Origin of the sequence: Ancylobacter sp. (genome assembly GCF_965229075.1) — a bacterium.
GTDB lineage: Bacteria > Pseudomonadota > Alphaproteobacteria > Rhizobiales > Xanthobacteraceae > Ancylobacter.
The window spans coordinates 2012666-2035575 of the sequence record NZ_CBDDIO010000002.1 but is presented as its reverse complement, the minus strand read 5'-3'; the positions used below and the strand labels follow the sequence as shown (position 1 = coordinate 2035575).

The following is a 22910-nucleotide window of genomic DNA, read 5'->3' as shown; positions in this document are numbered from 1 at the left end:
CCGCCCTTCCAGACCGGAGCACGCCCGAATGACCATTCTTCTCACCGGCGGCGCCGGCTATATCGGCTCGCACGTCCTCTTCGCCTGCCTCGCGGCGGGCCATGAGGTGGTGGTGCTCGACGATTTCTCCAACAGTTCTCCCGCAGCGGTGTCGCGTGTGCGGGAACTGGCCGGTGGCGTGGTCACGCTGTACCGGGGCGACGTCCGCGACGGCAAACTCCTGGCAGACATTTTCGCCGGTCACGCCATCACGGCCGCCATGCATTTTGCCGGCAAAAAAGCCGTGAATGAGAGCGTGGCCGACCCGCTCGACTATTACGGCGTCAATGTCGGGGGCGGCATGAGCCTGATGCGCGCCATGGCGGCGGCGGGCGTGTTCCGTCTGGTGTTCAGCTCCACCGCCTCGGTCTATGGCGAGCGGGTCGAGATGCCCCTCACCGAGACGAGCCCACTCGGCGAGCCGGCAAATCCCTATGGTCGCTCGAAAATGATGGTCGAGCGCGTGCTGACCGATCTGTGCCGGGCCGACCCGCGCTGGTCCGTCGGGGTGCTGCGCTATTTCAACCCGGCCGGCGCGCATCCCAGCGGGCGGATCGGCGAGGACCCGCTGGGGCCGCCCTCCAACCTGATCCCCTACGCCGCGCAGGTCGCGGTGGGGCGACGGCCACAGCTTCTGGTGTTCGGCAACGACTACCCCACCCCCGACGGCACGGGGGTGCGGGACTATATCCACGTCATGGACCTCGCGCAGGGGCATCTCGCCGCCCTGGGCTATCTCAAGGAGCGCACGGGCCATCATGTCTGGAATCTCGGCACCGGCCGCGGCTATTCGGTGCTTGAGGTCATTCGCGGCATTGAGCGGGTGACCGGACAGCCTCTTCCATGGGCCGTGGCGCCGCGCCGCGCCGGCGATATCGCCCAATACTGGGCCGATCCGAGCCTGGCGGGCAAGGATCTTGGCTGGCGCGCGACGCGCGGCCTCGACGATATCCTGGCGGATCATCTGCGCTGGCAACAGCAGAACCGCGAGGGCTATGCCGGCTGACCATCAGAGAGCGACAGCGGTGCCCGCCCGTCACTCCACCGGCAGCGCCTGCGCATGTTTCACCTGGCTCAGCGCGAAGCTCGATTCGATGGAGGCGACGCCGTCCAGCCGGGTAAGGGTGCGCTTGAGAAAGGCCTCATAGGCCGGCAGGTCCTTGACGACGATGCGCAGGAGATAATCCCGCTGCCCAGTCATCAGATAACACTCGACGATTTCCGGCCAGCGGGCGATGGCCTTGGCGAAGCGGTCGAGCTCGTCCTCGCGCTGGCGCTCCAGCCGGATGGAGGCGAAGACGCTGACCGGCAGGCCGGCCTTGTCCTGATCCACGACCGCGACATAGCGCTTGATGACGCCCGAGGCTTCGAGGTAGCGCACCCGCCGGGCGCAGGGCGAGGGCGAGAGGCCCACCGCCTCGCTAAGCTTCTCCATCGTCATATGCGCGTCCTGCTGCAGCAGCGCGAGGATCTTGCGGTCGATGGTATCGATCTTCGCCTCTGGCATGATTCACCCTTCGGCAGCCTGAAATGGACAATTCCAGCCACGATAGGCTGCCGCTACGATCCTGAATAGCTCCAAACACCCAAGCTCCATGCCTAGGCTCTATCCATGGATGAGCCCGGAGCGCCGACCATGGCCGCAAGCGCCGAACGCCGTGCCGACGACCTCACACTTCTCGCCGAGCTGGAGCGCAAGATCCTCTGGCTGGCGACCTGGACCATTCACAACGCCAATCATGTGCGCCCGAATGCGGACGGGCTGAAGGTGGGCGGCCATCAGGCCTCATCCGCATCGCTCGCCACCATCATGACCGCGCTTTACCTCAAGGCGCTGCGCCCCGAAGACCGGGTGGCGGTGAAGCCGCATGCGAGCCCGATCTTCCACGCCATCCAATATCTCTTCGGCAGGCAGACCCGGGAGAAGCTGGAGAATTTCCGCGGCTTTGGCGGTGCGCAGTCCTATCCCTCCCGCACCAAGGACGTGGACGACGTGGATTTCTCCACCGGCTCGGTCGGCCTCGGCGTGGCGCAGACCCTGTTCGCCTCGCTGGTGCAGGACTATCTCGCCGCCAAGGGGCTGGGGAAAGGTACCGAGGGCAAGATGGTCGCCCTCGTCGGCGATGCGGAGATGGACGAGGGCAACATCTTCGAGGCGCTGCTGGAGGGGTGGAAGCACGGGCTGCGCAACACCTGGTGGATCGTCGACTATAACCGCCAGAGCCTCGACGCCGTGGTGCGCGAGGGGCTGTGGGAGCGCTTCGAATCCATCTTCCGCAGCTTCGGCTGGGATGTGGTGATCCTGAAATATGGCCAGTTGCAGCAGGCGGCGTTCAAGGAGCCCGGCGGGCAGGCGCTGAAGCGCTGGATCGACACCTGCCCGAACCCGCTCTATTCGGCGCTGACCTTCCAGGGCGGCAAGGCCTGGCGCAAGCGGCTGATGGACGAGATCGGCGACCAGGGCGACGTCACCGCGCTGATCGAGCGGCGGAGCGACGCGGAACTCGCGGCGCTGATGGGCAATCTCGGCGGGCACGATTTGCCCTCGCTGATCGAGGCTTTCGAAGCGGCGCGCACGCATGACCGCCCGGTGTGCTTCATCGCCTACACCATCAAAGGCTTCGGCCTGCCGCTCGCCGGCCACAAGGACAACCATGCCGGGCTGATGACCCCGGCGCAGCTGGAGGGCCTGCGCGCCGGCCATGGCGTGCGCGAAGGCCATGAATGGGATCGCTTCGAGGGCCTCAGAACCCCGCCGGCCCAATTGCAGGCGTTCCTCGACACTGTGCCGTTCCGCGCCGGGGGCACCCGCCGCCACGCGCCGCCCCGGATCGACGTGCCGGCGACGCTCGACGTGCCGCTGCAGTCCGCCATGTCCACCCAGCAGGGTTTTGGGTTGCTGCTGAACGAGATCGGCAAGCGCGAGGATGATTTCGCCCGCCGCGTCGTCACCACCTCGCCCGATGTCACCGTCTCGACCAATCTCGGCGCCTGGGTCAACCGGCGCAAGCTGTTCGCGCGCGAGGAACTGGCCGACACCTTCAAGAAGGAGCGTATTCCCTCGACCTATAATTGGGAATTCGGCCCCGCCGGCCAGCACCTGGAACTCGGTATCGCCGAGATGAACCTGTTCACGATGCTCTCGGCGCTCGGCCTGTCGCATTCCCTGTTCGGCGAGCGGCTGCTGCCCATCGGCACGCTGTACGATCCCTTCATCGAGCGCGGGCTCGATGCGCTGAACTATGCCTGCTACCAGGATGCCCGCTTCATCCTCGCCGCCACGCCCTCGGGGGTGACGCTGGCGCCGGAGGGCGGCGCGCACCAGTCCATCGCCACGCCGCTGATCGGCATGGCGCAGGACGGGCTGGCGAGCTTCGAGCCGGCCTTTGTCGACGAACTCGCGGTGATCCTGCGCTTCGCCTTCCAGCACGCGCAGGCGGAGGATGGCGGCTCGACCTATCTGCGCCTCTCCACCCGCAGCATCGAGCAGCCGCGCCGGACCATGGACGCGGCGCTGGCGGCGGACATCGTGGCCGGCGGCTACTGGCTGCGCCGGCCGGGGCCGAACGCGCAGGTGGTGATCGCCTATACGGGGGCGCTGGCCCCCGAAGCCATCGAGGCGGTGGGGCTGATCGCGGAGGACCGGCGCGATGTCGGCCTGCTCGCCGTCACCTCGGCCGACCGGCTGCATGCCGGCTGGACGGCGGCGCAGCGCGCCCGCGAAGGCGGCGACAGCGCGGCCCGCGCCCATGTCGAGACGCTGCTCGACGCCGTGCCGCCGGGCTGCGCCATCATCTCCGCCGTGGACGGCCACCCGGCGACTCTGGGCTGGCTCGGTTCCGTGCATGGCCACCGCGCCCGCGCGCTCGGCGTCGAGCATTTCGGCCAGACCGGCACCGTCGCCGATCTCTACCGGCACTTCGGCATCGACGCGCAGGGCATGGTGCGGGCAGTGCAGGCCATCGTGCCGGGGCGGCCGATCCGGCATCTGCGGGCGGTGGGCTGAAGCCTCGCCGCCGCCTGCGCTTCCCATCCCCGCCGACGCGGCGTAACAAGGCGACCGGGCAACGCCGCGACTGCCCTGTCGCGGCAGCGGGGAACGGGCGTGGCGCAGCGGCGCATTTTCATAACGGGTACCGCCGGCTTTATCGGCTTTCACCTGGCGCGCCTGCTGCTGGCGCAAGGCTGGCGCGTCCACGGCTATGACGGCATGACGGACTATTACGATGTCCGGCTCAAGCAGCGCCGCCACGCCATGCTGGCGCAGAACGAAGCCTTCGCCGCCACCGAGGCGATGCTGGAGGATTTTGAGACACTCTCGCGCACGGTCGCGGACTTCCAGCCGGATGTCATCGTCCATCTCGCCGCCCAGGCGGGGGTACGCTACAGCCTGGAGAATCCGCGCGCCTATATCGACGCCAACATCCTCGGCACCTTCAACGTGATGGAATGCGCCCGCGCGGTGCCGGTGCAGCATCTGCTCATGGCCTCGACCTCCTCGGTCTACGGCGCCAATGAGGACATGCCGTTCCGCGAGACCGACAAGGCCGACACCCCGCTGACCATCTACGCCGCCACCAAGAAGGCGACGGAGGCCATGGGGCATTCCTATGCCCATATTTACGGCCTGCCGACCACCCTGTTCCGCTTCTTCACGGTCTACGGCCCTTGGGGCCGGCCGGACATGGCGCTGTTCAAGTTCACGCGCGGCATTCTCGAAGGTGCGCCGATCGACATCTATAATCACGGCGAGATGTGGCGCGACTTCACCTATGTCGACGACCTCGTGCGCGGCATAAGCCTGCTGATCGACACGGTGCCACCGCTCCCCGGCGCGCGCGGCGAGCCAATCCCGGGCGACAGCCTGAGCCCGGCGGCCCCGTTCCGCGTGGTGAATATCGGGAACTCCGACAAGGTGCGGCTTCTCGATTTCATCGAGGCCATCGAGCAGGAGATCGGCCGCCCGGCACGGCGCAACTATTTGCCGATGCAGGCCGGCGACGTGCCCGCCACATGGGCCGATGCCAGCCTTCTGCACGCGCTCACCGGCTTTCGCCCGCACACCCCGTTCCGCGAGGGGGTCGCGCGCTTCGTCGCCTGGTACCGGGACTATTACGGGTAGCTGCAGCCGCGGACCTATCGCGCGGATAAGGAAGCCGGCAGCAGGCCCCTTGCCCCGTCACTCCTGATACGTTCGGCGAGCCTCGCGGCGATGAGAGCGTTGCCCTCCCCCGAAAGATGGGCACCGGCATCGATCAGATACATCCCCTCCGGCGGCAGGACCTGCGACAGGTCGATGAATTCCGGCAGATCGAGCTTGGCCAGTTCCTCGTGGTAGCGCCGATAGGCCGGCCTCAGCCGGTCGACCGCGGCTTTGAAATGCGGATTGTCGCGGAGGTTCTCGACATTCACCCCGGCATCGTAGGGCGTGGGCAGCAACACGATGTAGAACGGAACGCCCTGCTGCCGACCGAGGCTCACCGCGTTTTGCACAGCCTGGATGGCATGACGCACGGCCAGTTCCATGCTGTGCTCCGATTGGCAGGGTGTATCCTTGGGCGACGAGGCTTTGGCGGTCAGCCTTTCCGCGAGAAAGAGCAGGGCGTTGCGGGTCGTGCTGACAGGCGGGGGCGGCACGCAGGCGATGTAGAGATCAAGGCTCGCGCCGGCGATGATGACAAAATCCGGCTTGCCGTTTCGGCGCTGCAGGTCCCACCAGCGCAAGGTCGTGTCGGCCAGCGGCTGAAGCAGGCCGGCGTAGTTGTCGATCCTTACCGTCCCCAAGGCGCGCTCCAGATGCGCGGAAAGCGTGTGGTCGTCGGCGATGCCGAAGCCGAAAGCAGCCGAGGACCCGAGCACAAGTCCCACAGCTTCGGGCTTTTCGGGAGCAGGCAGACCGTTGGAGCGGCGCCCGTCGGCATCCACAGTGGTGCCGGGCGAGCGATGTTCGGCTGCGATTCCCGCGATACCGGGTTCCTCACGGAGGGTTAGGTGAGGCAGGGGCCAAAGGACATCGTGAATCGAGCCCGGTTCGATCGGTCCGGACGGGCGGGGATCGGAGAACTGCCGGGCCACATACGCCTTGGCGGCGCCGAGCGCCGGATAGGCGATGTCGACAAAGCCGTCGATCAGGCAGAGGACGATAAACGCCTGGAACAGGCGCGTCAGAAGGGTCCGCACCCGCCGACCGCGGGGCTGCCGGGCCGGTTCAGCGGTCATGTCAATCCATCTCGTGACGGGAAAGATAGTCGGTGGCGAGCGAGGCGTCCTGATCGGCCTTCAGCATCACGGCGTTGCCGACCACCAGCCGGTCCATGCCGGTGGCCATGAAGCATTGGAACGCCTCGGCCGGGGTGCAGACGATCGGCTCGCTGCGCACATTGAAGCTGGTATTGATCAGCATCGGGCAGCCGGTTCGCGCCTCGAACGCCTTGATGAGGGCGTGGTAGCGGGGGCTCTGTTCGGCATGGACCGTCTGCACCCGGGCGGAAAAGTCGGTGTGCGTCACCGCCGGAACGGTGGAGCGCCGGAGATATTGATCCGCCAGGCGATGCTGCGCCGCCGCCTGTTGCGCCGTGACCGTGCGGTGCTGTTCCGCCACCGTCGTGACAAGAAGCATGTAGGGCGAATCCGGGGTGGTCATGTCGAACCAGTCCGCCGCCGCTTCCGCCAGAACCGAGGGCGCGAACGGCCGGAAGCTCTCGCGGAACTTGATCTTGAGATTGAGGGTCTTCTGCATCTCCGGGGCGCGGGGGTCGCCCAGGATGGAGCGTTGACCGAGCGCCCGCGGGCCGAACTCCATGCGGCCTTGGAACCAGCCGACAACCTCGCCCGCCGCCAGCGCGGCGGCGGTTTCGTCGAACAGCCGCTCATCCGGCACGAGGGTAAAACGGGCACCGGCGGCTGAAAGCGCGGCCTCGATCTCACCGGCCGTGAAGGCCGGCCCGAGCGCGCTGGCGTGCATGGCGTCCGGCCGGCGCGGCTGGCGCGGCGCCTTCGCGTGCAGATGATAGGCGGCCAGCGCGGCGCCCAGCGCCCCGCCGGCATCGCCGGAGGCGGGCTGCACCCAGATGTTCTCGAACGCGCCGTCGGCCGCGATCCTGCCATTGGCGACGCAGTTGAGCGCCACGCCGCCGGCGAGGCAAAGGTTCTTCTGCCCGGTCTCCCGCGCCAGCGCCCGCGTCAGGCGCAGCATAATATCCTCCGTCACCTGCTGGATCGAGGCGGCGATGTCCGCGTGGAAATCCTCCAGCGGGCTCTCCGGCACACGCGGCTGACGGCCGAACAGGGCGTGGAACCGGGCATTGGTCATGCTGAGCCCGGTGCAGTAGTTGAAGTAGCGCTGGTCCAGCCGGAAGCTGCCGTCCTCCTTCACGTCGACCAGATGCGTGCGGATCAACTCGGCAAAGCGCGGTTCGCCATAGGGGGCGAGGCCCATCAGCTTGTATTCGCCGGAGTTGACGCGGAAACCGGCATAGGTGGTGAAGGCGGAGTAGAGCAGGCCCAGCGAATGTGGGAAGGCCAGCTCGCGGATGATCTTCAGTTCCGCGCCGCGACCGATCGCGACCGAGGTGGTCGCCCATTCGCCCACCCCGTCCATGGTCAGCACCACAGCCTCCTCGAAGGGCGAGGGGTAGAAGGCGGATGCAGCGTGGCTGAGATGGTGCTCGGAGAACAGTAGCGCGTCCGGCGCGAACCGGCCGGGGGCGAGGTCATTCAGTTCCTTCATCAGCAGCGAGCGCTGGAACAGCTTTTCCTTGGCCCATATCGGCAGGCCGGCGCGGAAGGTGGCGAAGCCCTGCGGCGCAAAGCTGAGATAGGTCTCCAGGATGCGCTCGAACTTGAGCAGCGGCTTGTCGTAGAACACGACATGGTCGATGGCCCCACCCTCCGCCGCCTCAAGGCAGAAGCGGGCGGCGGCGCGGGGAAAGTCCGCGTCCGGCGATCTCGGCCCCTCGGCCCCTCGGCCCCTCGGCCGAGGTCATGACCACCGGCGTCGGCAATATGAACATGACGCAGATCGTCGCCAACTGGCTGCGCTACAGCGCGACGGTGCGGCCCGACGCGGTCGTGGTGCTGGCCACGGTGCGCGCTCCGGCCGTCCAGGATGGCGAAGGCGCGGGATGGCTCGTGCGGCATAGCCAGCTCTACGCGCTGCTCGTGTCCTTCGTGCAGATCGCGATGCAGAACACGCCGGGGAAGGAAGGGCTCGTCGACCACTACCGGGCCTTGTGGTCCGGCGGCGCGGGCTTCAAGGCGATGGAGGTGGCGCTCGATCGGCTGAAGCAGGATCAGGCGACGCGCGGCTATCGGGTCATCGTCATGCTGGTGCCAGAGCCGCACAGCTACCAGCCCTATCTGTTCGGCTTCACGGCCGATGTCATGCGCCGCGAGGCCGACAAGCGCGGCTGGACGTTCCTCGATCCGCTTCCGGAGCTGCAGAAGAAGCCGGCGGAAAGCTATTGGGTGTCAAACAGCGATGTGCACTTCAATGCCGATGCCTTTCGGGTCATGGCGAACGTGCTGACACCCTATCTGGACGCCCCGCAAAAGTAGCCGTTCATGCTGTTCCAGCTGCCGTCCTTCCTTCTTTTCTTTCTGGTGTTCTGCGCGCTCTTCGCCGTCTGCCCGCCCCGCTTCCGGCTCAGCTTCGTCACCGTCGCCAGCCTGATCTTTTATGCCTGGTGGTATCCGCCAGCCGTGCTGTTGCTCATCGCGCTGATTGTCGGCTGCTGGCTGATGCTGCGCCTCGTCTGGCACGACCGGCGCTGGCTGGCGGCGTGCGTGATCGTGGCGCTGATTCCGCTCGTCCTGTACAAGTACATGGACTTTCTCTTTGCGACCGTCGAGAGCCTCACCGGCATTCCCACGCCGCGCCTCGGCTGGGCGCTGCCGCTCGGCATCTCCTTCGTGACCTTCACCATCATCAGCTATGTCGTCGACACGGCCCGGCAGCCGGAGGAGACGCCGCCCGCTTTCTGGCCGACGGCGGTCTATCTCACCTTCTTTCCGCATCTGATCGCCGGGCCGATCCTGCGGGCGCGCCATATCCTGCCGCAACTGCCGCAGCTGACGATCGCGCGCGCCGACCTGATGCCGAACCTCGCCCTGTTCACGGTGGGGATGCTGAAGAAGGTTTTGGTGGCCGATCCCGTGGGCGCCTATGTCGACAAGGCCTATGCCGCGCATGCCACCCTGTCGGGTTGGGAGGCGGTGGCGGCGATCTTCGGCTTCACCATCCAGATCTACTGCGACTTCAGCGCCTATTCCGACATGGCGATCGCGCTGGCCGGCATGCTGGGCATCGCCTTCCCGGAGAATTTCCATTCGCCTTATGCCTCCACCTCGCTGACCGAAATCTGGCGGCGCTGGCACATGACGCTGAGCTTCTGGCTGCGCGACTATGTGTTCAAGCCGCTGCACAGCCGCCTGCACAAATACGCCCGCCACCTCTCGCTGGTGCTCACCATGGTGCTCTCCGGCCTCTGGCACGGGGCGGCCTGGACCTTCGTGTTCTGGGGGCTGGTGCAGGGGCTGGTCATGATGGCCGAGTCGGCCACCGGCTATGGCCGCTTCGCCGCCAAGGCGGTCGGCTGGAAGCGAGGGCTCTGCATCGGCCTCACCTTCCTGGTGTGGACCTATCTGACGGTGTTCTTCCGCTCGCCGTCGATGTCGGTGGCGTATGATGTCGGCGTCGCCAGCTTCGGGCGTGGCGGCTGGGATCGGTGGCCGGAAGCGGCCACCGTGCCGGTGCTGCTTGGCCTCGGGCTGCTGCTCCTGCACCCGCTCGATCAGATCGACAAGATACGGGCGGCGGCGGCGCGGGTGCCGGCGGCGCTTGCCGCGCCGGTGCTGCTCATGCTGTGCCTGGGCTGCGCGGTGATCGCCTCGATGCAGCCGACGAATTTTTACTATTTCGACTTCTGATCCGAGTCTTCCGCCGCGCTTCCGGCAGGGGTCAGCGGGCGGGTCCCGTTCCGCTCGCGAGGTACCGTCTCCAGGCAGAATGGCGAAGCGGCGACATATGTTTGCGCGCGTCGATCCGTTCCGCCAGCTGCGTGATCGGCATGGTCCAGCGGGCGCCACGCCAGACCACGCCGGTCATGGGACGAAAGCTGGAAAAGGCGATGCGCTCGAAGTCCGCAGGTACCGCGTTCTGATAAGGCGGTATCTCGAAATCGTGGATGACGACCACCGTCTCGGGAGCCACCCGCGCGAGAACGTGGCGGATCGTCTGCTCCCGCAGTTCGCTCGTCTTGGAGTCATCGATGAAGATAAGGTCGTAGCGGGACAGGTCCGCCGTTGCCGCCCATTCCGGCACCGAAGCGACCTGATGCAGCCGGAGCTTCTGATGCGGACCGATGTGGCGGCTCACCATCTCACCCCAGTCGGGATCGTCCTCCACCGAATCCAGGCATTAGAGAGAGGGAAAAAGCGCCGGATCGAGAAAAGCCGGCGTGCTTATCGTCCCAGAACCGAGCTCAAGTACCCGCCGCGGAGTCATAATAAGGCCAAGGCCGATAAGGATAGGCATGTGGCTGGAATAGAGCTTCTTTATCTTATAACTACTGTATCTAGGTACCGCATTGTGCAGAATCCAACTGATGAAAGTATAAAGAGTCATGAACGACCTGCTTTCGGAGGAACACACGCGCAGCGTATTGGTTTAGATGCCGGTCACGTCGGAGTCGACAGGCTATCGGGCCCGCCATGTGCCCGCGCGAAGAGGACGCGGAGAGGCGATCCTTCCGCCGAGAGCGCCTGAGCGTGCTGCAGCGGGGTCAGCGGGCGGCTCGATTCGATGGCCGCCGGCGCGATCCCCAATAGCTCAAACAATCTTGCCCGTGCCCAGGCTTCGGCTTTAGACGAGCCCGAAGCGCCGACCCTGGCCGCAAGCGCCGGACCGGCTCAGGTCCCGTCCGCTCCGGCCATGGCCTGCCGAAGCAGCCCCGCCATGGATTCGGCGCCGCGCGCAAAGGACAGCTGGTCGTCATAGTAACGGCGCCCACTGGCTCCAAGCGCCGCCAGTCGGCCCAGCTCCATAGTGGCCAGCTCGGACGCTGCCGCTGCCATTGCCGAGGCATTCTCCGGCGGCACCACCAGCCCGGCGCCGGCCCGCTGGACGAGTTCGGCCGCATCGCCCGCGACCGCCATGAGGATCGGCTTGCCGGCAGCGAGATAGGCCTGCGTCTTCGACGGCACGGTGATGGCGAAGAGCGGATCATCCTTGAGGTGAACCAGCAGCACATCCGCCGCCGCCAGCCAGGGGCCGACCTCCACTTTCGACACGCGCGGAAAGAACCGGACATTGGAAAGCCCGCGCGCGGTGGCGGCCCGCTCCAGCCTTTTTGCCTCAAGCCCTCCACCGAGAAAGCAGAACTCGATCTGTGGGTGCGCGTCGATCAGCAGGGCGGCAGCGTCGAGCACGGTGTCGAGCCCCTGTGCCGGCCCCATATTTCCGGCGAAGAGAATGCGAAAGCGCCCCCGCATGGCGATGGCGGCTGGTTGGGCGGCGGCGCCCTCGCTACCATCGGCTTCGTCCGCCCAGTTGTGGATTACGGCGATCCGCTCGGCCAGCACGCCCCGCTCAACCAGCAGCCGGCGAAACCCATCGGAGAGCACGCTGATCCGGTCCGCCCGGCGCCAGGTCCAGCGGCACACGGCGCCGATGAACCCAAGCGCCCGCTCGTTGTTCAGCATGCCAGTGGCGCGCAGCGTGTCCGGCCACATGTCCTGCACGTCGAGCACCAACGGCATGCGGCGCAGCAAACGCGCTGCCACCCCGGCCAGCGCAGAGGTGAGCGGGGGATGATAGGCATAGATCACATCCGCCCGGCGCGCGAGGAAGAGCAGGTAGAACGTCGCGGACAGGAAGAAACTGACATAGTTCAGCACCCGGCCAACGCGGCTGCGGTCATGGCTGGGGTAGAGCGCCAGGCGGGTGACCCGGATGCCGTCAACGAACTCGCGGCGGAGCGGTCGGATTTGGTAGCCTTCATACAGCTTGCCGCCGGGATAGTTGGGAAAGCCGGTGACGACCTCGACATCGAATCCGAGCGCATCGAGACGCCGCGCAAACGCAACACCGCGCACCGTTGGCTCTGGATCGAACCACTGAGAGAGCACGATCAGCCGCGGCCGCGCCGCGCCTCCCGCAGCCGCGCTCATGACCGCTCGGGCGGCCGGATACCGTCCCATCCATTCGAGAGCGGCGCCGTGCCGAGGATGAGGCTTGCCACACGCTCGGAGGTGTTGGTGACGGCGTAATCCTCCGGAATCGGGCAGGCCAGCCCCTGCTCGGCGCGGGCGGCGAACAGGCGGGTGGCAACCTCGACCCCGCGCAGGATCGCCGCGCGGGAGAGTCCGGTGACCATGATCGCGCCCGTATCCAGCGCCTCCGGCCGCTCGATGGCATCGCGCGGCGTGATGGCGGGAAAGTCGAGCAGCGAGGCTTCCTCGGCGATGGTACCGCTGTCCGAGATGGCGCAGAAGGCGTTCTTCTGCAGGTGATTATAATCATGGAAGCCGAAGGGCTTCATGAAGCTCACCCGTCCGTCCGCCACCAGCCCGGCCGCTTCCAGCCGCTTGCGGGTGCGCGGATGGGTGGAGACGATCACCGGACGGTCATAGCGCACCGCCAGCTCCGACAGGGCGCCGACGAGTTCGCGGAGGCGTTCGCGACTGTCGACATTCTCCTCGCGGTGCAGCGAGACGATGAAATAGCCGCGTGGGGATAGACCCAGCCGCCGCAGCACGTCCGAGGCGTCAATGCGCGGGCGGTAATGCTCCAGCACTTCGCGCATCGGCGAGCCGGTGAGATAGATGCGCCGGTGCGGCAGGCCTTCGGAAATGAGATGCCGGCGGGCATGCTCGGTATAGACGAGGTTGAAGTCGGCGATGTGGTCGACCAGTCGGCGGTTGGTCTCCTCAGGCACATTGCCGTCAAAGGAACGGTTGCCGGCTTCCATGTGGTAGACGGGGATCTTCATCCGCCGCGCCATCAGCGCCGAGATCGCCGAATTGGTGTCGCCGAGGATCAGCACCGCGTCGGGCCGCTCGGCGGCGAGCACCTTCTCGCTCTCGATCAGTATCTTTCCCAGCGTCTCGCCCAGCGAGCCGCCGCCGGTGCCGAGGAAATGGTCGGGCCGGCGCACGCCGAGATCCTCGAAGAACACCTCGTTCAGCTCGTAGTCGTAGTTCTGGCCGGTATGGACGAGGCGATGGTCGCACAGGCCATCCAGCCGCGCCATAACGCGAGAGAGGCGGATGATCTCGGGCCGGGTGCCCAATATCGTCATGACCTTGAGCATCGTCTCACCCCAGAACCGGATCGGCATAGGTATCGGGCGCGGCGGGGTCGAACACCGCCTGCGTCCAGAACAACGTGAGCAGCGGCTTATCGCCGACATTCTCGATGCTGTGCGTGTGCAAGGTGGGCATGTCGACGGCCGCCGGCTGGCGCCCATCGACGCGATACTCCCACACCGGGCCATCCGGCACGCGGCGGATGCGGATGATGGCTTCGCCCTCCAGCACAAGGAAGCGCTCCACCTTGTCGAGGTGGAAATGGTTGCCGCGGGTGACGCCCGGCTCGGTCCAGCTGAGAAAGGTCTGCCCGCCGCCGCCGCCCTTGGCCGCCTCGAACAGCACCCCGCGCGCATCCGTGTTCAGCTTCAGCGGGCGCGGGAAGCCTTCCGGGTACAGCGCGGCGCGGTAGCTGTTGAACAAAGCGAGGTCGAAGGGGTCCGACAGGTCCGGGAACAGGTTGGCGCCATAGGAGGCGTGCATGTCCTGCAGCCGCGCCAGCAGGTCCACGACCCCCATCGGGCGCGGCGCGGGCCGCAACTCGCCGGTGACGCCCTCGGCGACGGCGTCGATCGCCGCTTCCACCGCCGCGCCGGCGTGCAGAAGCTGCACCCGCCCGTCCGGATTGACGCTCGGCGTCTCGCCACGCATCACCTGGTGGATGAAGGTGGCGGTGACATTATTATAGAACGGCCGCGCGCCCTCGCCGAAAATGTGCGGCAGCACGAGATCGGTGAAGCGCGGCGCGGCATTGGCAAGAATGTCGCCCGCCCGCCGCTTGGAGCGGCCATAGGGCGTGTCGGACGCGGCATGAGTGGAATTGGCGTAGACGATATGCGCCGCGCTCCCGCCTGCCCGGCTCGCCTCGGCGAGGCGGGTGGCGATATCGACATTGCCGGCCTCGACCTCCTCTTCGGGGCCTCGATTGACCCCGGCGAAATGGAACACGGCCGCCGCACCCTCCAGCGCCCCCGCGAGGCGGGCCGCATCGTTGAACGCCGCGCGGTCGAGGGGCACCAGATCATAAGGCGCCGGCTCGCCGCGGAAGCGGGCCGCGCAGTTGCGAGCGTGCAGGCGAACCAGACAGTGCCGGCCAAGCAACCCGCCGGCGCCGGTGACGACAACGCGCCGGGCTTCCCCCGTGACGGCATCAGCCGCGCTGTGCATATGCATCCCGCAGTTCCGTGCTGACATGGACCAGACGCGCGCCAGCTTCCCCGCACAAGTGCGCCAGCTGATGCGGCAACAGCGCGTTGATCGGCAGGGCGACCAGCGGGTCATCCGCATCGGCGAGTTGCTTCACCACGCCGACGGCATTGATCACCGCATCCGGCCGCAGCCGGGCCAGGAGCGCGCGCAACGCGTCGAGATCCTGCACATGGGCGATGCGCACATAATGATCCGGGGAAAGACGCGGGAAGCTCTCGGCGGAAAACGGGCCGCGGGCGGCCCCGTAGACCTCCACACCCTCGGCCGGGAGCACCCGCGCCAGCGCATTGCCAAGCATGCCGCTCACGCCGACGACGAGAACCTTCATGAGCAACTCATCCCCGCGCTTTCCTCCTCACGCCGTCCATGCCTCGATCTCGGCCTGAACCTCGGGGAGGGTCAGCAACAGCGCCTTCACCTCAGCCACGCTGAGGCGCTGCGTGTTGTGGGAATGGTAATCCTGCTGGTCGACCGTCTCGGTATCGCCCTCGACGAAGTAATGGCGGTAGTTCAGGTCGCGCCCGTCCATGCTGACGCGGAAATAATCGCCCATATCCTCGCTCTTGATGAGCTCCTGGGCGCTGACCAGCGTCTCGAACAGCTTCTCGCCATGCCGCCAGCCGATCACCTCGACCGGGTGGTCGGGACGACCGAACAGTTCCGTCAGCGCCGTGACCAGATCGGCGATGGTGGACGCCGGCGCCTTGCGCACGAACAGGTCGCCCTGGCGGGCATTCTCGAAGGCATGGTGCACCAGCGCCACCGAGTCGCGCAGCGGCATCAGGAAACGCGTCATGCTGGGCTCGGTGACGGTGATCGGCAGGCCCGCCTTGATCTGCCGGATGAACAGCGGGATCACCGAACCGCGCGAATGCATGACATTGCCATAGCGCACCAGCGAGATGGTGGTGGGCGCCTCCGGGCCGATGGAACGGGCGAGCGCCTGCGCCAGCTTTTCCATCATCGCCTTGGAGATGCCCATGGCGTTGACGGGAAACACCGCCTTGTCGGTGGACAGGCACACCGCCGAGCGCACACCGGCCGCCACCGCGGAGCGCACCACATTCTCCGAGCCGAGAATATTGGTGCGGACGGCTTCCAGCGGAAAGAACTCGCAGGAGGGCACCTGCTTCAGCGCCGCCGCGTGGAAAACGCGGGTGGCACCCGCCATCGCGCGGTCGACACTGTCGCGGTCGCGCACATCACCGATGTAGAAACGGACATTGCCGCTGCGCAGCGTGCCGCGCAGCATGTCCTGCTTTTCCTCGTCGCGGCTGAACACGCGGATTTCCGCACAGCCCCGACGCAGCAGATCCTGCAGCATCGTCCGCCCAAACGAGCCGGTGCCGCCGGTGATCAAAACCCGCTCGTGCTGCATCAAGGCGTACTCCCCGGTTTTCCAGCCATGAGCCGCTCCACAATCTGCAGATAGGCCAGTGCGCGATCTCGAGCGCCGGGAAGCGAACGCACATGCTGGCATGCCGACTCGACGCGTTCGGAACTTATGCCCTTATGCACGAACTCAGCAATGACACGCGCGGCGTCTGCAGGTGAATTTGGGTCGAAGTACATTGGAAAATTCCCACAATATTCTGAAACGAACGGCCTGTTAGAGGCAAAAAGAGGCTTCTTTGACGCCAAGGCCTCGAGCGGAGTAGCCGAAAAACACTCGAGCAGACTCGGAAAAAAAACGGCATCGATCTGCTGATAAAAACTCGGACACTGCTCTGGTCTAATAACACCGATATTGAAAACAGCATTTTTGAATTCTTCAGATTTTTTAATCCATTCGCTTTCTGTAAACGTAACAAAGAAAGCCGAATCAATGCCATAATCTTTCTCGAGACACGCCTTCACGGCCGGTATTATGTCGAGGTTCTTGTGGATATAATCGCGCGTTACGATCCCAAGTCGAATTCTACCTGGCGTGACAGGCATTTTAACGTTGCGCCACACGTCTGATCGTTGATAAATCCCGCTAATGCAGTTTGAAACGACCGAAATGTCAGAAGGCTTCACGACACCCAGGGAAATAAGTTGATCCCGGATATTCTCAGATTCTACCACAATGAAATCACTTGAAAATTTAAAAACATTTTTCTGAACGGCGAACTTTATACGATTCAAAATTGCGCTAAAATACGATAGTTTATTGTAAACTTCATTATCGGGATAGGCGATCCAGGGCTGTGCAAAACCTACTATGCTAATATTTGGCTTTTTAATCTGATAAAGAGGACCGAACAGCGTAAAAGCAAGGTCGGCGCGCTTTAGCTTTTCTCTCAGAACGCTGAATCCTCGCCATGGGCCGTAGGAATTCACGACCTCGAACGACCGAAACACCGAGACGTCGACGCCTAGTTCACTCAGCCCCTCCGCCACCTCGTCCGAAGCCAAGACAGTCAATCCCGACCTATGAACCTCAAGGCGGGCAAGCTCGTCGAGGAACGAGATCGCAACCTGCACACCGCCTCCGCCGTGGAGGTTTGCCGCATTGATTATGATGGTCTTGGGTACGGTGCACTCGGCCATAAACATTAATATCCTGCGACAATCGAAAACCGGAACAAACGACGATTGGCTTGAATATCGTCGTCCCTTCCATGGTAACTGAACGTTGCTGCCCGACGGCGCCGGGCCTGCGCTTCCTCGACCGGTTCCGCCGCCAGCGCCTCGATACGGGCGGCGAAGGCGGCGGGATCGCCAAGCGGCAGGTCGTCGCCGACACCCGCTTCGGCGAGCCCCCGCCACGGCGTGGTGTCGGCGATCAGCACCGGCGTTCCCGCCGCCAACGATTCGGCGATGACATGACCGTAATTCTCGCCGCGCGTCGGGAAGAAGAACAGGTCATGCGCGGCGAAGACCGCGCCCACCTGCTCGGGATGCAGCGGGCCGAGCCAATCGACATGGACATGAGGCCCAAGCCCCTCCGCCAGGGTGCGGCACAGCCGGACATGCTCGGCATCCTCGGCGGGGCCGGCAATGCTGAACCGCACCGGCACACGAACCCTCGCGAGCACTTTCAGCGCATAGTCGAGGTTCTTCATGGGCGAGATACGGCTGACGAAGGCAATCCGCAACGGCGCGCCGGGCTGCCGCGGCGTATGGGGAGGAGCATGCGCGCCGAGCGGCGCCGGCAGGTCGCAGGCTACACTCAGCCGCGCCTGCGGCCCGATGGCGGCGCGGATGTCCCGCGCCTCGAAATCCGACGACGCCTGCCAGTGAATGTCACGGAACAGGCCGGCCGCCCTGCCGGCGGCGAGATAGAAGCGCTTCTTCCAAGCTTCCAGCGCCAGCGCTCCCGGCGAGAACTCCCCGCGCGGCGCCAGCACCGTCGGCCGCCGGGGGACCAGGCCGAGCCGCCGCGCCAGCAGCGGCCCGATGGTGAAGCGGGGCGAGAAGAAACTGTTGAGGTACAGGAGGTCGTGCGGCGTCTCGGCGATGAGGCGAGCGATGGCCCGTGCGCCTTGCCGCGGCGGCGAGGCGTAGAGCACCCGCGCCGGCCCCACCGGCAGCCAGCGGTCGGTCTCTATGCCGGGATAGGCCTGCTCATCCCCGAGATCGCGATCGGTGGAGACGATGCGGAAGTCGAACTCGTCCGACAAATGCTCGACCAGATGGGCGAGGCTGTGAATGGGGCCGCCGGCGCGAAAACCGGGGAGATAGTGGCCGATGGTCACAAGGACGACGGGACGGGCCGGGGCCGTGCCTGATCTCGGCGAGGGACCCTTCGCCTCACGAAGTGGCGGCATGCCGGTCTTCCCCCGCCTCAACCCGCTGCAACAGGCGGCAGAAGCGCCTCGCCATTTCCTGGGTGCTGAATTCGTGCTCGGCCACGCGCGCCGCCGCCACGGACCAGCCGTCATCCACCTCGGTGACGTTCAGCGCTTGCGCGATGGCGCGCGCCAGGGCGACCGGGTTTCCTCTCTCGAAATTCAGGCCGCAACGCGCACGGTGGAACGCCGCGATTTCCGGCATGTGCCGCCAGCGCTCGTCATGTACCACCACCGGCAGGCCATACGCCATGGCATGCAGCAAACTGAGGCCGACCCCGCCGGGATAGACGAACAGCCGGCAGCGATTGGCGATCGCGGCAATGGCGCGCTCGTCGGTCATACCCCCATGCCAGGCAAGACGGCCCGTGAGGCCCAGCCGGGCCGCCTTTTCCTCAAGAGAGGACCGCTCCTCGCCATCGCCGACGATCTCAAGCCGGACATCCGCCAGTTCCGGACGGGCCAACGCATCGAGCAGGGTGCCAAGCTCGGCTTTCTCAGTGAGACGGCCGATGAACAGCAGGGAGCGCGGCCGCTGTCCGGGCACGTAGGGCGCCCGCTCGGCCACTATCGGCCCGACATTGATGCCGTTATTGAGCGCGTCGACCGGCCGACGGTCCCCGCGCCCCAAGCCGTTGCGATACGCCTCGACCTCGTCGTCGGTGTAGAACAGGATGGCGTGGCTGAGCTTCATGAGCAGGAGGCGCAACAGGAAGCGATGCGTGCGGCTGGTGCTGCTCCAATACTGCCCCCACCACACGGTGCGCGCACCGCGCCAGCGCGCCCAGGCCAACATGAGCATGTTCGACACATTGCGCGGCGCGCCCGAGAGGACGACGATGTCGCCCGGTCCGACCGGTGTCGTCAGAACGCCGGGCTGCCAGTCGAGGCCCGGCAGCAGGGCGCGCATGGCCGGCAGCCGCCGCTCCCAGGCAAAACGCTCCTCACGCTGCGTTAACACCCCGAGTTGGGCGGAGGAGTGCCACACCTCGGTCTGACAGGGGAGATCTTCCGCGACCCGCGCGAACAGATCGACGCGGTAGCTCGGCAGCGTCGGCTGAAAGATGATCACACGCGAGGCCTTCATAGGCGCTTTATCTTCCCGGCCCGGCAGAGCGCGCGCCACCGGATGACGAGGGAGCGGGCCGCGTTCACCATGTCTGCCGCTCCAAACGCGGTCGAACTGGCATCGCCGCGCGCGACACCTGGAACGCCCTCTCGCGCGCCTGATCGCCGAAAGACAGAAGCAGGCCGATCGCGCACCACATGAAGGTTGAGCCGTAAAGCGCCCCCGAAAACTGCGCGCCGACCAGATACTGCAGGAACAGCAGCGCCGGCCAGCCATATTGAGGGTAGCGCCGGAACAGGAGGGCAGCGCGGAAACACAGAGCCACCAGCACGCCGATGAACAGCACCGTCACGAAAAAGCCGAGAGCCATGAAAGATTCGACGATGACGTTGTGCGGGTAGCCTTGAGTGGAAGGATCCTCCATTGCCCCGCCGAGCCACGGGTTGGCCCAGAAGACCTCGAAGGCGCTGGCATAGAGGTCGAGCCGCGAAGATTGCTGAGCGTGCTCTTCCAGCGACATGCCGAACAGCCGGCTAAAGGCATTGATGTTGTGTGCTTCCTGCAAATACAGCGACAAGGGCACCACCGCCAGCGCGCCGACGACCAGAAACGCCATCACCGCGAATTTGTAGCGGAAGCTGACAAAGCACAGAAGAAACAGGAAACAGGTCAGGACGGCAAGAACCGGACCGCGCGAGTTGGCCGCCAGCAGCACGTAGGCGCCAATGGCCAGCCCGACCAGCAGGAACAGCCGCCGCGAACCGCGCGCCCAGGGGCGATGGAACAGCAGTGCCCATGCCGACAATATCACCAGCATGGCGCCGAGATGGCCAAGAGCGATAGGGTTCAGGGCCTCCAGCCGCATGCGCCCCGATTCATACTCTATTCCCGCCTCATTGCTCACCGCACCGGTGGCCAAGGACATAGACATGAAGCAGGCGCAGAAGGTGGCGACGTAAAGCCAGCGGAAATAGTCGTCCGCCTGCTCGGGACGACTGGTGCGCATCGCCAGGCCGAGCATGGGCACCAGACAGCCGCCGATGGACCAGACCCAGTAATAGGAAACCTCCCTGCCGAGGAAGAGGGGCTCATAGAGCGTGTCGACATAGAGGCGGACCACATACGCCCCCCCAGAACAGGACCAGCAGCAGAAGCAGCACCGAAGCGCTTCGCCCCCGGCGACTCACGATCCCGCCGACGACCAACAGCAGCGCCAAGCAGAAGTTGAGGGCGCGCATCGCCAGCGACATCGGCGTGTTCGGCAAGCCGGACAGGGTGGCGAACGCCGCCACCAGCGGGTAGCCTGGGAACGACATGATGATGACCGCGAGGTAGATGTAATCGACCTTGGGCCGAGCGCTCAGGCCAAGGGGCGACGCCCGCATCCGATCGTGCGCCAGACCATAACTCACGCCATCGCGCTCCCCATCATCCCGTCATTCGCCCATGGCCATCGGCCGAAGGCCTCTGGCATGGAGGCGTGGCAGAACGGGCAATTCCTGGAAATCATAGCATAGGCGACCGCCGGTGTAGCGCACCGACCACCGTCCGCACGCGCCTGTCAGGCAAATCGCGGCATCAGCTCTTCCCGGACATAGCGCAGGAACGGAGCCGCCTGTGCCTCAATGTTCAGCTCCTCCTGATGATAGCGAAGCGACGCCGCCCGCATCCTCTCAAGGCCGGCGCGATCCGACAGCGACGCCGCCAACTGGTCGGCACCGGCCTCGGGATCCGTCGGGTCGAAGATGAGCGAAATCTCGCGGGGCAGAAACGCCAAGCCGGGATTTCCGGCATAGGCAACCGCCAGCCCGGCCGCAACATATTCGCCAATTTTGTTGGACGCGGTCGACTGGAAGTAGTTGTAGTCATAGTCCTGCTCGGCCATCGGCGCCCAGTGCAGGCCCACATCGTAGCCGCTCAGCGTGTCGAGTAGTTGCGCCTTTCCGACCCGCTCACGTACCGTGTACAGGGGATGTGACAGCAGTGTCCGGGCAATGTCACGGCTCTCATCTTGATGAGGAAAGTACCAGTCGACCGAGATTCCGTGCAAACACAACCGCCCGAGAAAACGCGCCAGCCGCTCGCGGTTCAATCCGAGAACATACCTCGAACTGGTGAACACGATCCGGGCCGCCCCCTGATGTTGCAGGAACTTGGCACCCTCACGGAGGGAGGGCGCGTGCCTCAAAATAAACGACTTCGCCGTCATCTTTGGCCAATCTTCCTGGCGGAAACGGCAGAGAACGTCACAACATTCGATCTGAATACTTATGTCCCCGCTTAATGGCTTAATTATTTTCATATAATTCCTATTTCTTTCATTATCCATTATAAAACTAGCTATAATTACATTTTTGTCAAAAATATTCTTATAAAATATTGACGGCATGAGAAATTCATTTTCTGCAATTATTAGGTTTGGCTGAACATCCTTGAGAAAACCGACGACCTTATCATGCCCAGACCTAAACCACGGAACATTCTTAAGAATACTATCCGGAATCGTGAATTTCAACAACGACAAACTGCCGCCATCAGCTCCATTCAACGTCAACTCAGGTCTTGATATATAGTATGTTTTATTACAAATATTGGACATCTTTATCGCAAGGTCGTAGAAACCTGGATACACATTTGGGTCATGGATTGCTATCATTGCGATTTTCATGTACGATCTTTTCACAAATTGAATATCAATGATACGCGTGGACTAATTTATTGCGGCAAAGCAAGGCGCTAGACATGGAATTTACTCCAGAAGTAAAATCCCGGGCTTCGCCATCATCACAGCCAACGTGGTGCATTCGATCCAGAACATATCGGCCTTTTCCCGCGTCAGCGCATGAATCTCCTCAACCGCCTGCGTAACGCCGGGCCAAGTTGCATAATCATGCCAGATGATGACCCCGCCCCTTTCACCGATCAGGCGGCAGGCCGAGCGGGAATCGGCAATGGCGCAGGCATAGCTGTGACCGGCATCAATGAAGACCACATCCACACTGCCGCGATAAGGCGTGAAGTCGAAGTGCAGGGAATTACCGAGCAGCTGGGTGAAGCGGTTATCATCGCCGCGAAACTCCTCGCCAATCAGATTTCCAACCTTCTTCTGGTCCGGCAAATTTACATCGCCCGGTGGAAGATCAATACTGAAGACCTGAGTCGCCGGGGCATTTCGCAGGACATTAAGTGATGTTCTGCCGTCAAACGTGCCGAACTCGAAAAAGCGCTGTGGGCTCTTTGACAGGACGATTGAAATAATCGATGCGAGTTCGTAGGTTGTTACTTGCCAATTCTCGCTCGTGACATGAGACAGATTGATCTCTATGCTACGCGGCACCACATCGGAAAGCGGGACCTTTCTCAGGCGCGGCTGTCTCTTATAGACACTCATTGCGTGGCACACGTTGGAAAGAACGACACGACCTGCCGCTCCGAACAATGATTGAAAGACGAGCGAGAACCAGGCGGCATTTCCCCAGATGAGCTGTCGGATGAACGGCAATTTGGACATTGAT

At 64.5% G+C, this 22910-nt stretch carries 20 protein-coding genes and 1 pseudogene; 5 read left to right on the top strand and 16 right to left on the bottom strand.

The genetic code is table 11. The annotated features are described in order from the left end of the window. The first annotated feature begins 28 nt into the window (after positions 1-28). A complete protein-coding gene (galE, locus tag ACO07Z_RS15560) occupies positions 29-1045 on the top strand; it encodes a UDP-glucose 4-epimerase GalE (RefSeq protein WP_421699534.1) in 1017 nt (338 codons plus the stop codon). Between the two features lie 30 nt (positions 1046-1075). Here the strand turns inward: galE and ACO07Z_RS15555 are convergent, their stop codons facing one another. Next, on the bottom strand, positions 1076-1546 hold the full coding sequence (locus tag ACO07Z_RS15555) for an Lrp/AsnC family transcriptional regulator (RefSeq protein ID WP_421699533.1): 471 nt from the start codon (positions 1544-1546) through the stop codon (positions 1076-1078). Positions 1547-1675: 129 nt separating this feature from the next. Here ACO07Z_RS15555 and ACO07Z_RS15550 point away from each other — a divergent pair, with 129 nt between their 5' ends. Both ACO07Z_RS15550 and ACO07Z_RS15545 read left to right on the top strand, forming a co-directional pair. After that, the gene (locus tag ACO07Z_RS15550) at positions 1676-4045 is read left to right on the top strand and encodes a transketolase-like TK C-terminal-containing protein (RefSeq protein ID WP_421699532.1); all 2370 of its coding nucleotides are present in this window, start codon (positions 1676-1678) and stop codon (positions 4043-4045) included. A 99-nt stretch (positions 4046-4144) separates the two neighbouring features. Next, positions 4145-5161, top strand: coding sequence for an NAD-dependent epimerase/dehydratase family protein (locus ACO07Z_RS15545; RefSeq protein ID WP_421699531.1), 1017 nt, complete (start codon positions 4145-4147; stop codon positions 5159-5161). Between the two features lie 14 nt (positions 5162-5175). Here the strand turns inward: ACO07Z_RS15545 and ACO07Z_RS15540 are convergent, their stop codons facing one another. Both ACO07Z_RS15540 and ACO07Z_RS15535 read right to left on the bottom strand, forming a co-directional pair. Further along, positions 5176-6258 (bottom strand): hypothetical protein, encoded by a 1083-nt coding sequence (locus ACO07Z_RS15540; protein ID WP_421699530.1) that lies wholly within the window; start codon positions 6256-6258, stop codon positions 5176-5178. 1 nt (position 6259) lies between these two features. Next, a pseudogene (locus ACO07Z_RS15535) lies at positions 6260-7978 on the bottom strand (carbamoyltransferase); the annotation flags it as partial. 71 nt (positions 7979-8049) lie between these two features. Here ACO07Z_RS15535 and ACO07Z_RS15530 point away from each other — a divergent pair. Both ACO07Z_RS15530 and ACO07Z_RS15525 read left to right on the top strand, forming a co-directional pair. Beyond that, a complete protein-coding gene (locus tag ACO07Z_RS15530) occupies positions 8050-8595 on the top strand; it encodes a hypothetical protein (RefSeq protein WP_421699529.1) in 546 nt (181 codons plus the stop codon). Between the two features lie 6 nt (positions 8596-8601). After that, positions 8602-9966, top strand: coding sequence for an MBOAT family O-acyltransferase (locus ACO07Z_RS15525; protein WP_421699528.1), 1365 nt, complete (start codon positions 8602-8604; stop codon positions 9964-9966). Between the two features lie 31 nt (positions 9967-9997). Here the strand turns inward: ACO07Z_RS15525 and ACO07Z_RS15520 are convergent, their stop codons facing one another. The 13 genes from ACO07Z_RS15520 to ACO07Z_RS15460 all read right to left on the bottom strand — a co-directional run bounded on the left by ACO07Z_RS15520 (position 9998) and on the right by ACO07Z_RS15460 (position 22906). Further along, the gene (locus ACO07Z_RS15520; RefSeq protein WP_421699527.1) at positions 9998-10444 is read right to left on the bottom strand and encodes a class I SAM-dependent methyltransferase; all 447 of its coding nucleotides are present in this window, start codon (positions 10442-10444) and stop codon (positions 9998-10000) included. Between the two features lie 503 nt (positions 10445-10947). Further along, positions 10948-12207 (bottom strand): glycosyltransferase family 4 protein, encoded by a 1260-nt coding sequence (locus tag ACO07Z_RS15515; RefSeq protein ID WP_421699526.1) that lies wholly within the window; start codon positions 12205-12207, stop codon positions 10948-10950. Beyond that, complete coding sequence (gene wecB / locus ACO07Z_RS15510; protein ID WP_421699525.1) at positions 12204-13349, bottom strand: non-hydrolyzing UDP-N-acetylglucosamine 2-epimerase; 1146 nt, start codon at positions 13347-13349, stop codon at positions 12204-12206. The genes ACO07Z_RS15515 and wecB overlap by 4 nt, the downstream gene beginning before the upstream one ends. A 4-nt stretch (positions 13350-13353) precedes the next feature. Beyond that, positions 13354-14517 carry an NAD-dependent epimerase/dehydratase family protein gene (locus ACO07Z_RS15505; RefSeq protein WP_421699524.1) on the bottom strand — a complete coding sequence of 388 codons (1164 nt, stop codon included), beginning with the start codon at positions 14515-14517 and terminating at the stop codon, positions 13354-13356. Next, a complete protein-coding gene (locus ACO07Z_RS15500; RefSeq protein WP_421699523.1) occupies positions 14495-14881 on the bottom strand; it encodes an NAD-dependent epimerase/dehydratase family protein in 387 nt (128 codons plus the stop codon). The genes ACO07Z_RS15505 and ACO07Z_RS15500 overlap by 23 nt, the downstream gene beginning before the upstream one ends. Before the next feature lie 27 nt (positions 14882-14908). Beyond that, entirely contained in the window at positions 14909-15931 is a 1023-nt protein-coding gene (locus ACO07Z_RS15495; protein WP_421700828.1) for a polysaccharide biosynthesis protein, read from the bottom strand. Further along, positions 15931-17085 (bottom strand): glycosyltransferase, encoded by a 1155-nt coding sequence (locus ACO07Z_RS15490; RefSeq protein WP_421699522.1) that lies wholly within the window; start codon positions 17083-17085, stop codon positions 15931-15933. Before ACO07Z_RS15490 ends, ACO07Z_RS15495 begins: the two co-directional genes overlap by 1 nt. Positions 17086-17090: 5 nt before the next feature. Further along, positions 17091-18305 carry a glycosyltransferase gene (locus ACO07Z_RS15485; protein WP_421699521.1) on the bottom strand — a complete coding sequence of 405 codons (1215 nt, stop codon included), beginning with the start codon at positions 18303-18305 and terminating at the stop codon, positions 17091-17093. Further along, the gene (locus tag ACO07Z_RS15480; RefSeq protein WP_421699520.1) at positions 18289-19413 is read right to left on the bottom strand and encodes a glycosyltransferase; all 1125 of its coding nucleotides are present in this window, start codon (positions 19411-19413) and stop codon (positions 18289-18291) included. Before ACO07Z_RS15480 ends, ACO07Z_RS15485 begins: the two co-directional genes overlap by 17 nt. A 64-nt stretch (positions 19414-19477) precedes the next feature. Beyond that, positions 19478-20515 (bottom strand): O-antigen ligase family protein, encoded by a 1038-nt coding sequence (locus ACO07Z_RS15475; RefSeq protein WP_421699519.1) that lies wholly within the window; start codon positions 20513-20515, stop codon positions 19478-19480. Continuing rightward, entirely contained in the window at positions 20484-20807 is a 324-nt protein-coding gene (locus ACO07Z_RS15470) for a hypothetical protein (RefSeq protein WP_421699518.1), read from the bottom strand. The genes ACO07Z_RS15475 and ACO07Z_RS15470 overlap by 32 nt, the downstream gene beginning before the upstream one ends. 149 nt (positions 20808-20956) lie before the next feature. After that, positions 20957-22063, bottom strand: coding sequence for a glycosyltransferase (locus ACO07Z_RS15465; RefSeq protein WP_421699517.1), 1107 nt, complete (start codon positions 22061-22063; stop codon positions 20957-20959). Between the two features lie 81 nt (positions 22064-22144). Then, entirely contained in the window at positions 22145-22906 is a 762-nt protein-coding gene (locus ACO07Z_RS15460; RefSeq protein WP_421699516.1) for a class I SAM-dependent methyltransferase, read from the bottom strand. Between the last annotated feature and the right edge of the window lie 4 nt (positions 22907-22910).

Coding starts and splice junctions, on each gene's coding strand:
- galE (WP_421699534.1), top strand. CDS start 29: ATGACCATTCTTCTCACCGGCGGCGCCGGCTATATCGGCTCGCACGTC.
- ACO07Z_RS15555 (WP_421699533.1), bottom strand. CDS start 1,546: ATGCCAGAGGCGAAGATCGATACCATCGACCGCAAGATCCTCGCGCTG.
- ACO07Z_RS15550 (WP_421699532.1), top strand. CDS start 1,676: ATGGCCGCAAGCGCCGAACGCCGTGCCGACGACCTCACACTTCTCGCC.
- ACO07Z_RS15540 (WP_421699530.1), bottom strand. CDS start 6,258: ATGACCGCTGAACCGGCCCGGCAGCCCCGCGGTCGGCGGGTGCGGACC.
- ACO07Z_RS15530 (WP_421699529.1), top strand. CDS start 8,050: ATGACGCAGATCGTCGCCAACTGGCTGCGCTACAGCGCGACGGTGCGG.
- ACO07Z_RS15525 (WP_421699528.1), top strand. CDS start 8,602: ATGCTGTTCCAGCTGCCGTCCTTCCTTCTTTTCTTTCTGGTGTTCTGC.
- ACO07Z_RS15515 (WP_421699526.1), bottom strand. CDS start 12,207: ATGAGCGCGGCTGCGGGAGGCGCGGCGCGGCCGCGGCTGATCGTGCTC.
- wecB (WP_421699525.1), bottom strand. CDS start 13,349: ATGCTCAAGGTCATGACGATATTGGGCACCCGGCCCGAGATCATCCGC.
- ACO07Z_RS15505 (WP_421699524.1), bottom strand. CDS start 14,517: ATGCATATGCACAGCGCGGCTGATGCCGTCACGGGGGAAGCCCGGCGC.
- ACO07Z_RS15500 (WP_421699523.1), bottom strand. CDS start 14,881: ATGAAGGTTCTCGTCGTCGGCGTGAGCGGCATGCTTGGCAATGCGCTG.
- ACO07Z_RS15495 (WP_421700828.1), bottom strand. CDS start 15,931: ATGCAGCACGAGCGGGTTTTGATCACCGGCGGCACCGGCTCGTTTGGG.
- ACO07Z_RS15490 (WP_421699522.1), bottom strand. CDS start 17,085: ATGGCCGAGTGCACCGTACCCAAGACCATCATAATCAATGCGGCAAAC.
- ACO07Z_RS15485 (WP_421699521.1), bottom strand. CDS start 18,305: ATGCCGCCACTTCGTGAGGCGAAGGGTCCCTCGCCGAGATCAGGCACG.
- ACO07Z_RS15480 (WP_421699520.1), bottom strand. CDS start 19,413: ATGAAGGCCTCGCGTGTGATCATCTTTCAGCCGACGCTGCCGAGCTAC.
- ACO07Z_RS15465 (WP_421699517.1), bottom strand. CDS start 22,063: ATGAAAATCGCAATGATAGCAATCCATGACCCAAATGTGTATCCAGGT.
- ACO07Z_RS15460 (WP_421699516.1), bottom strand. CDS start 22,906: ATGTCCAAATTGCCGTTCATCCGACAGCTCATCTGGGGAAATGCCGCC.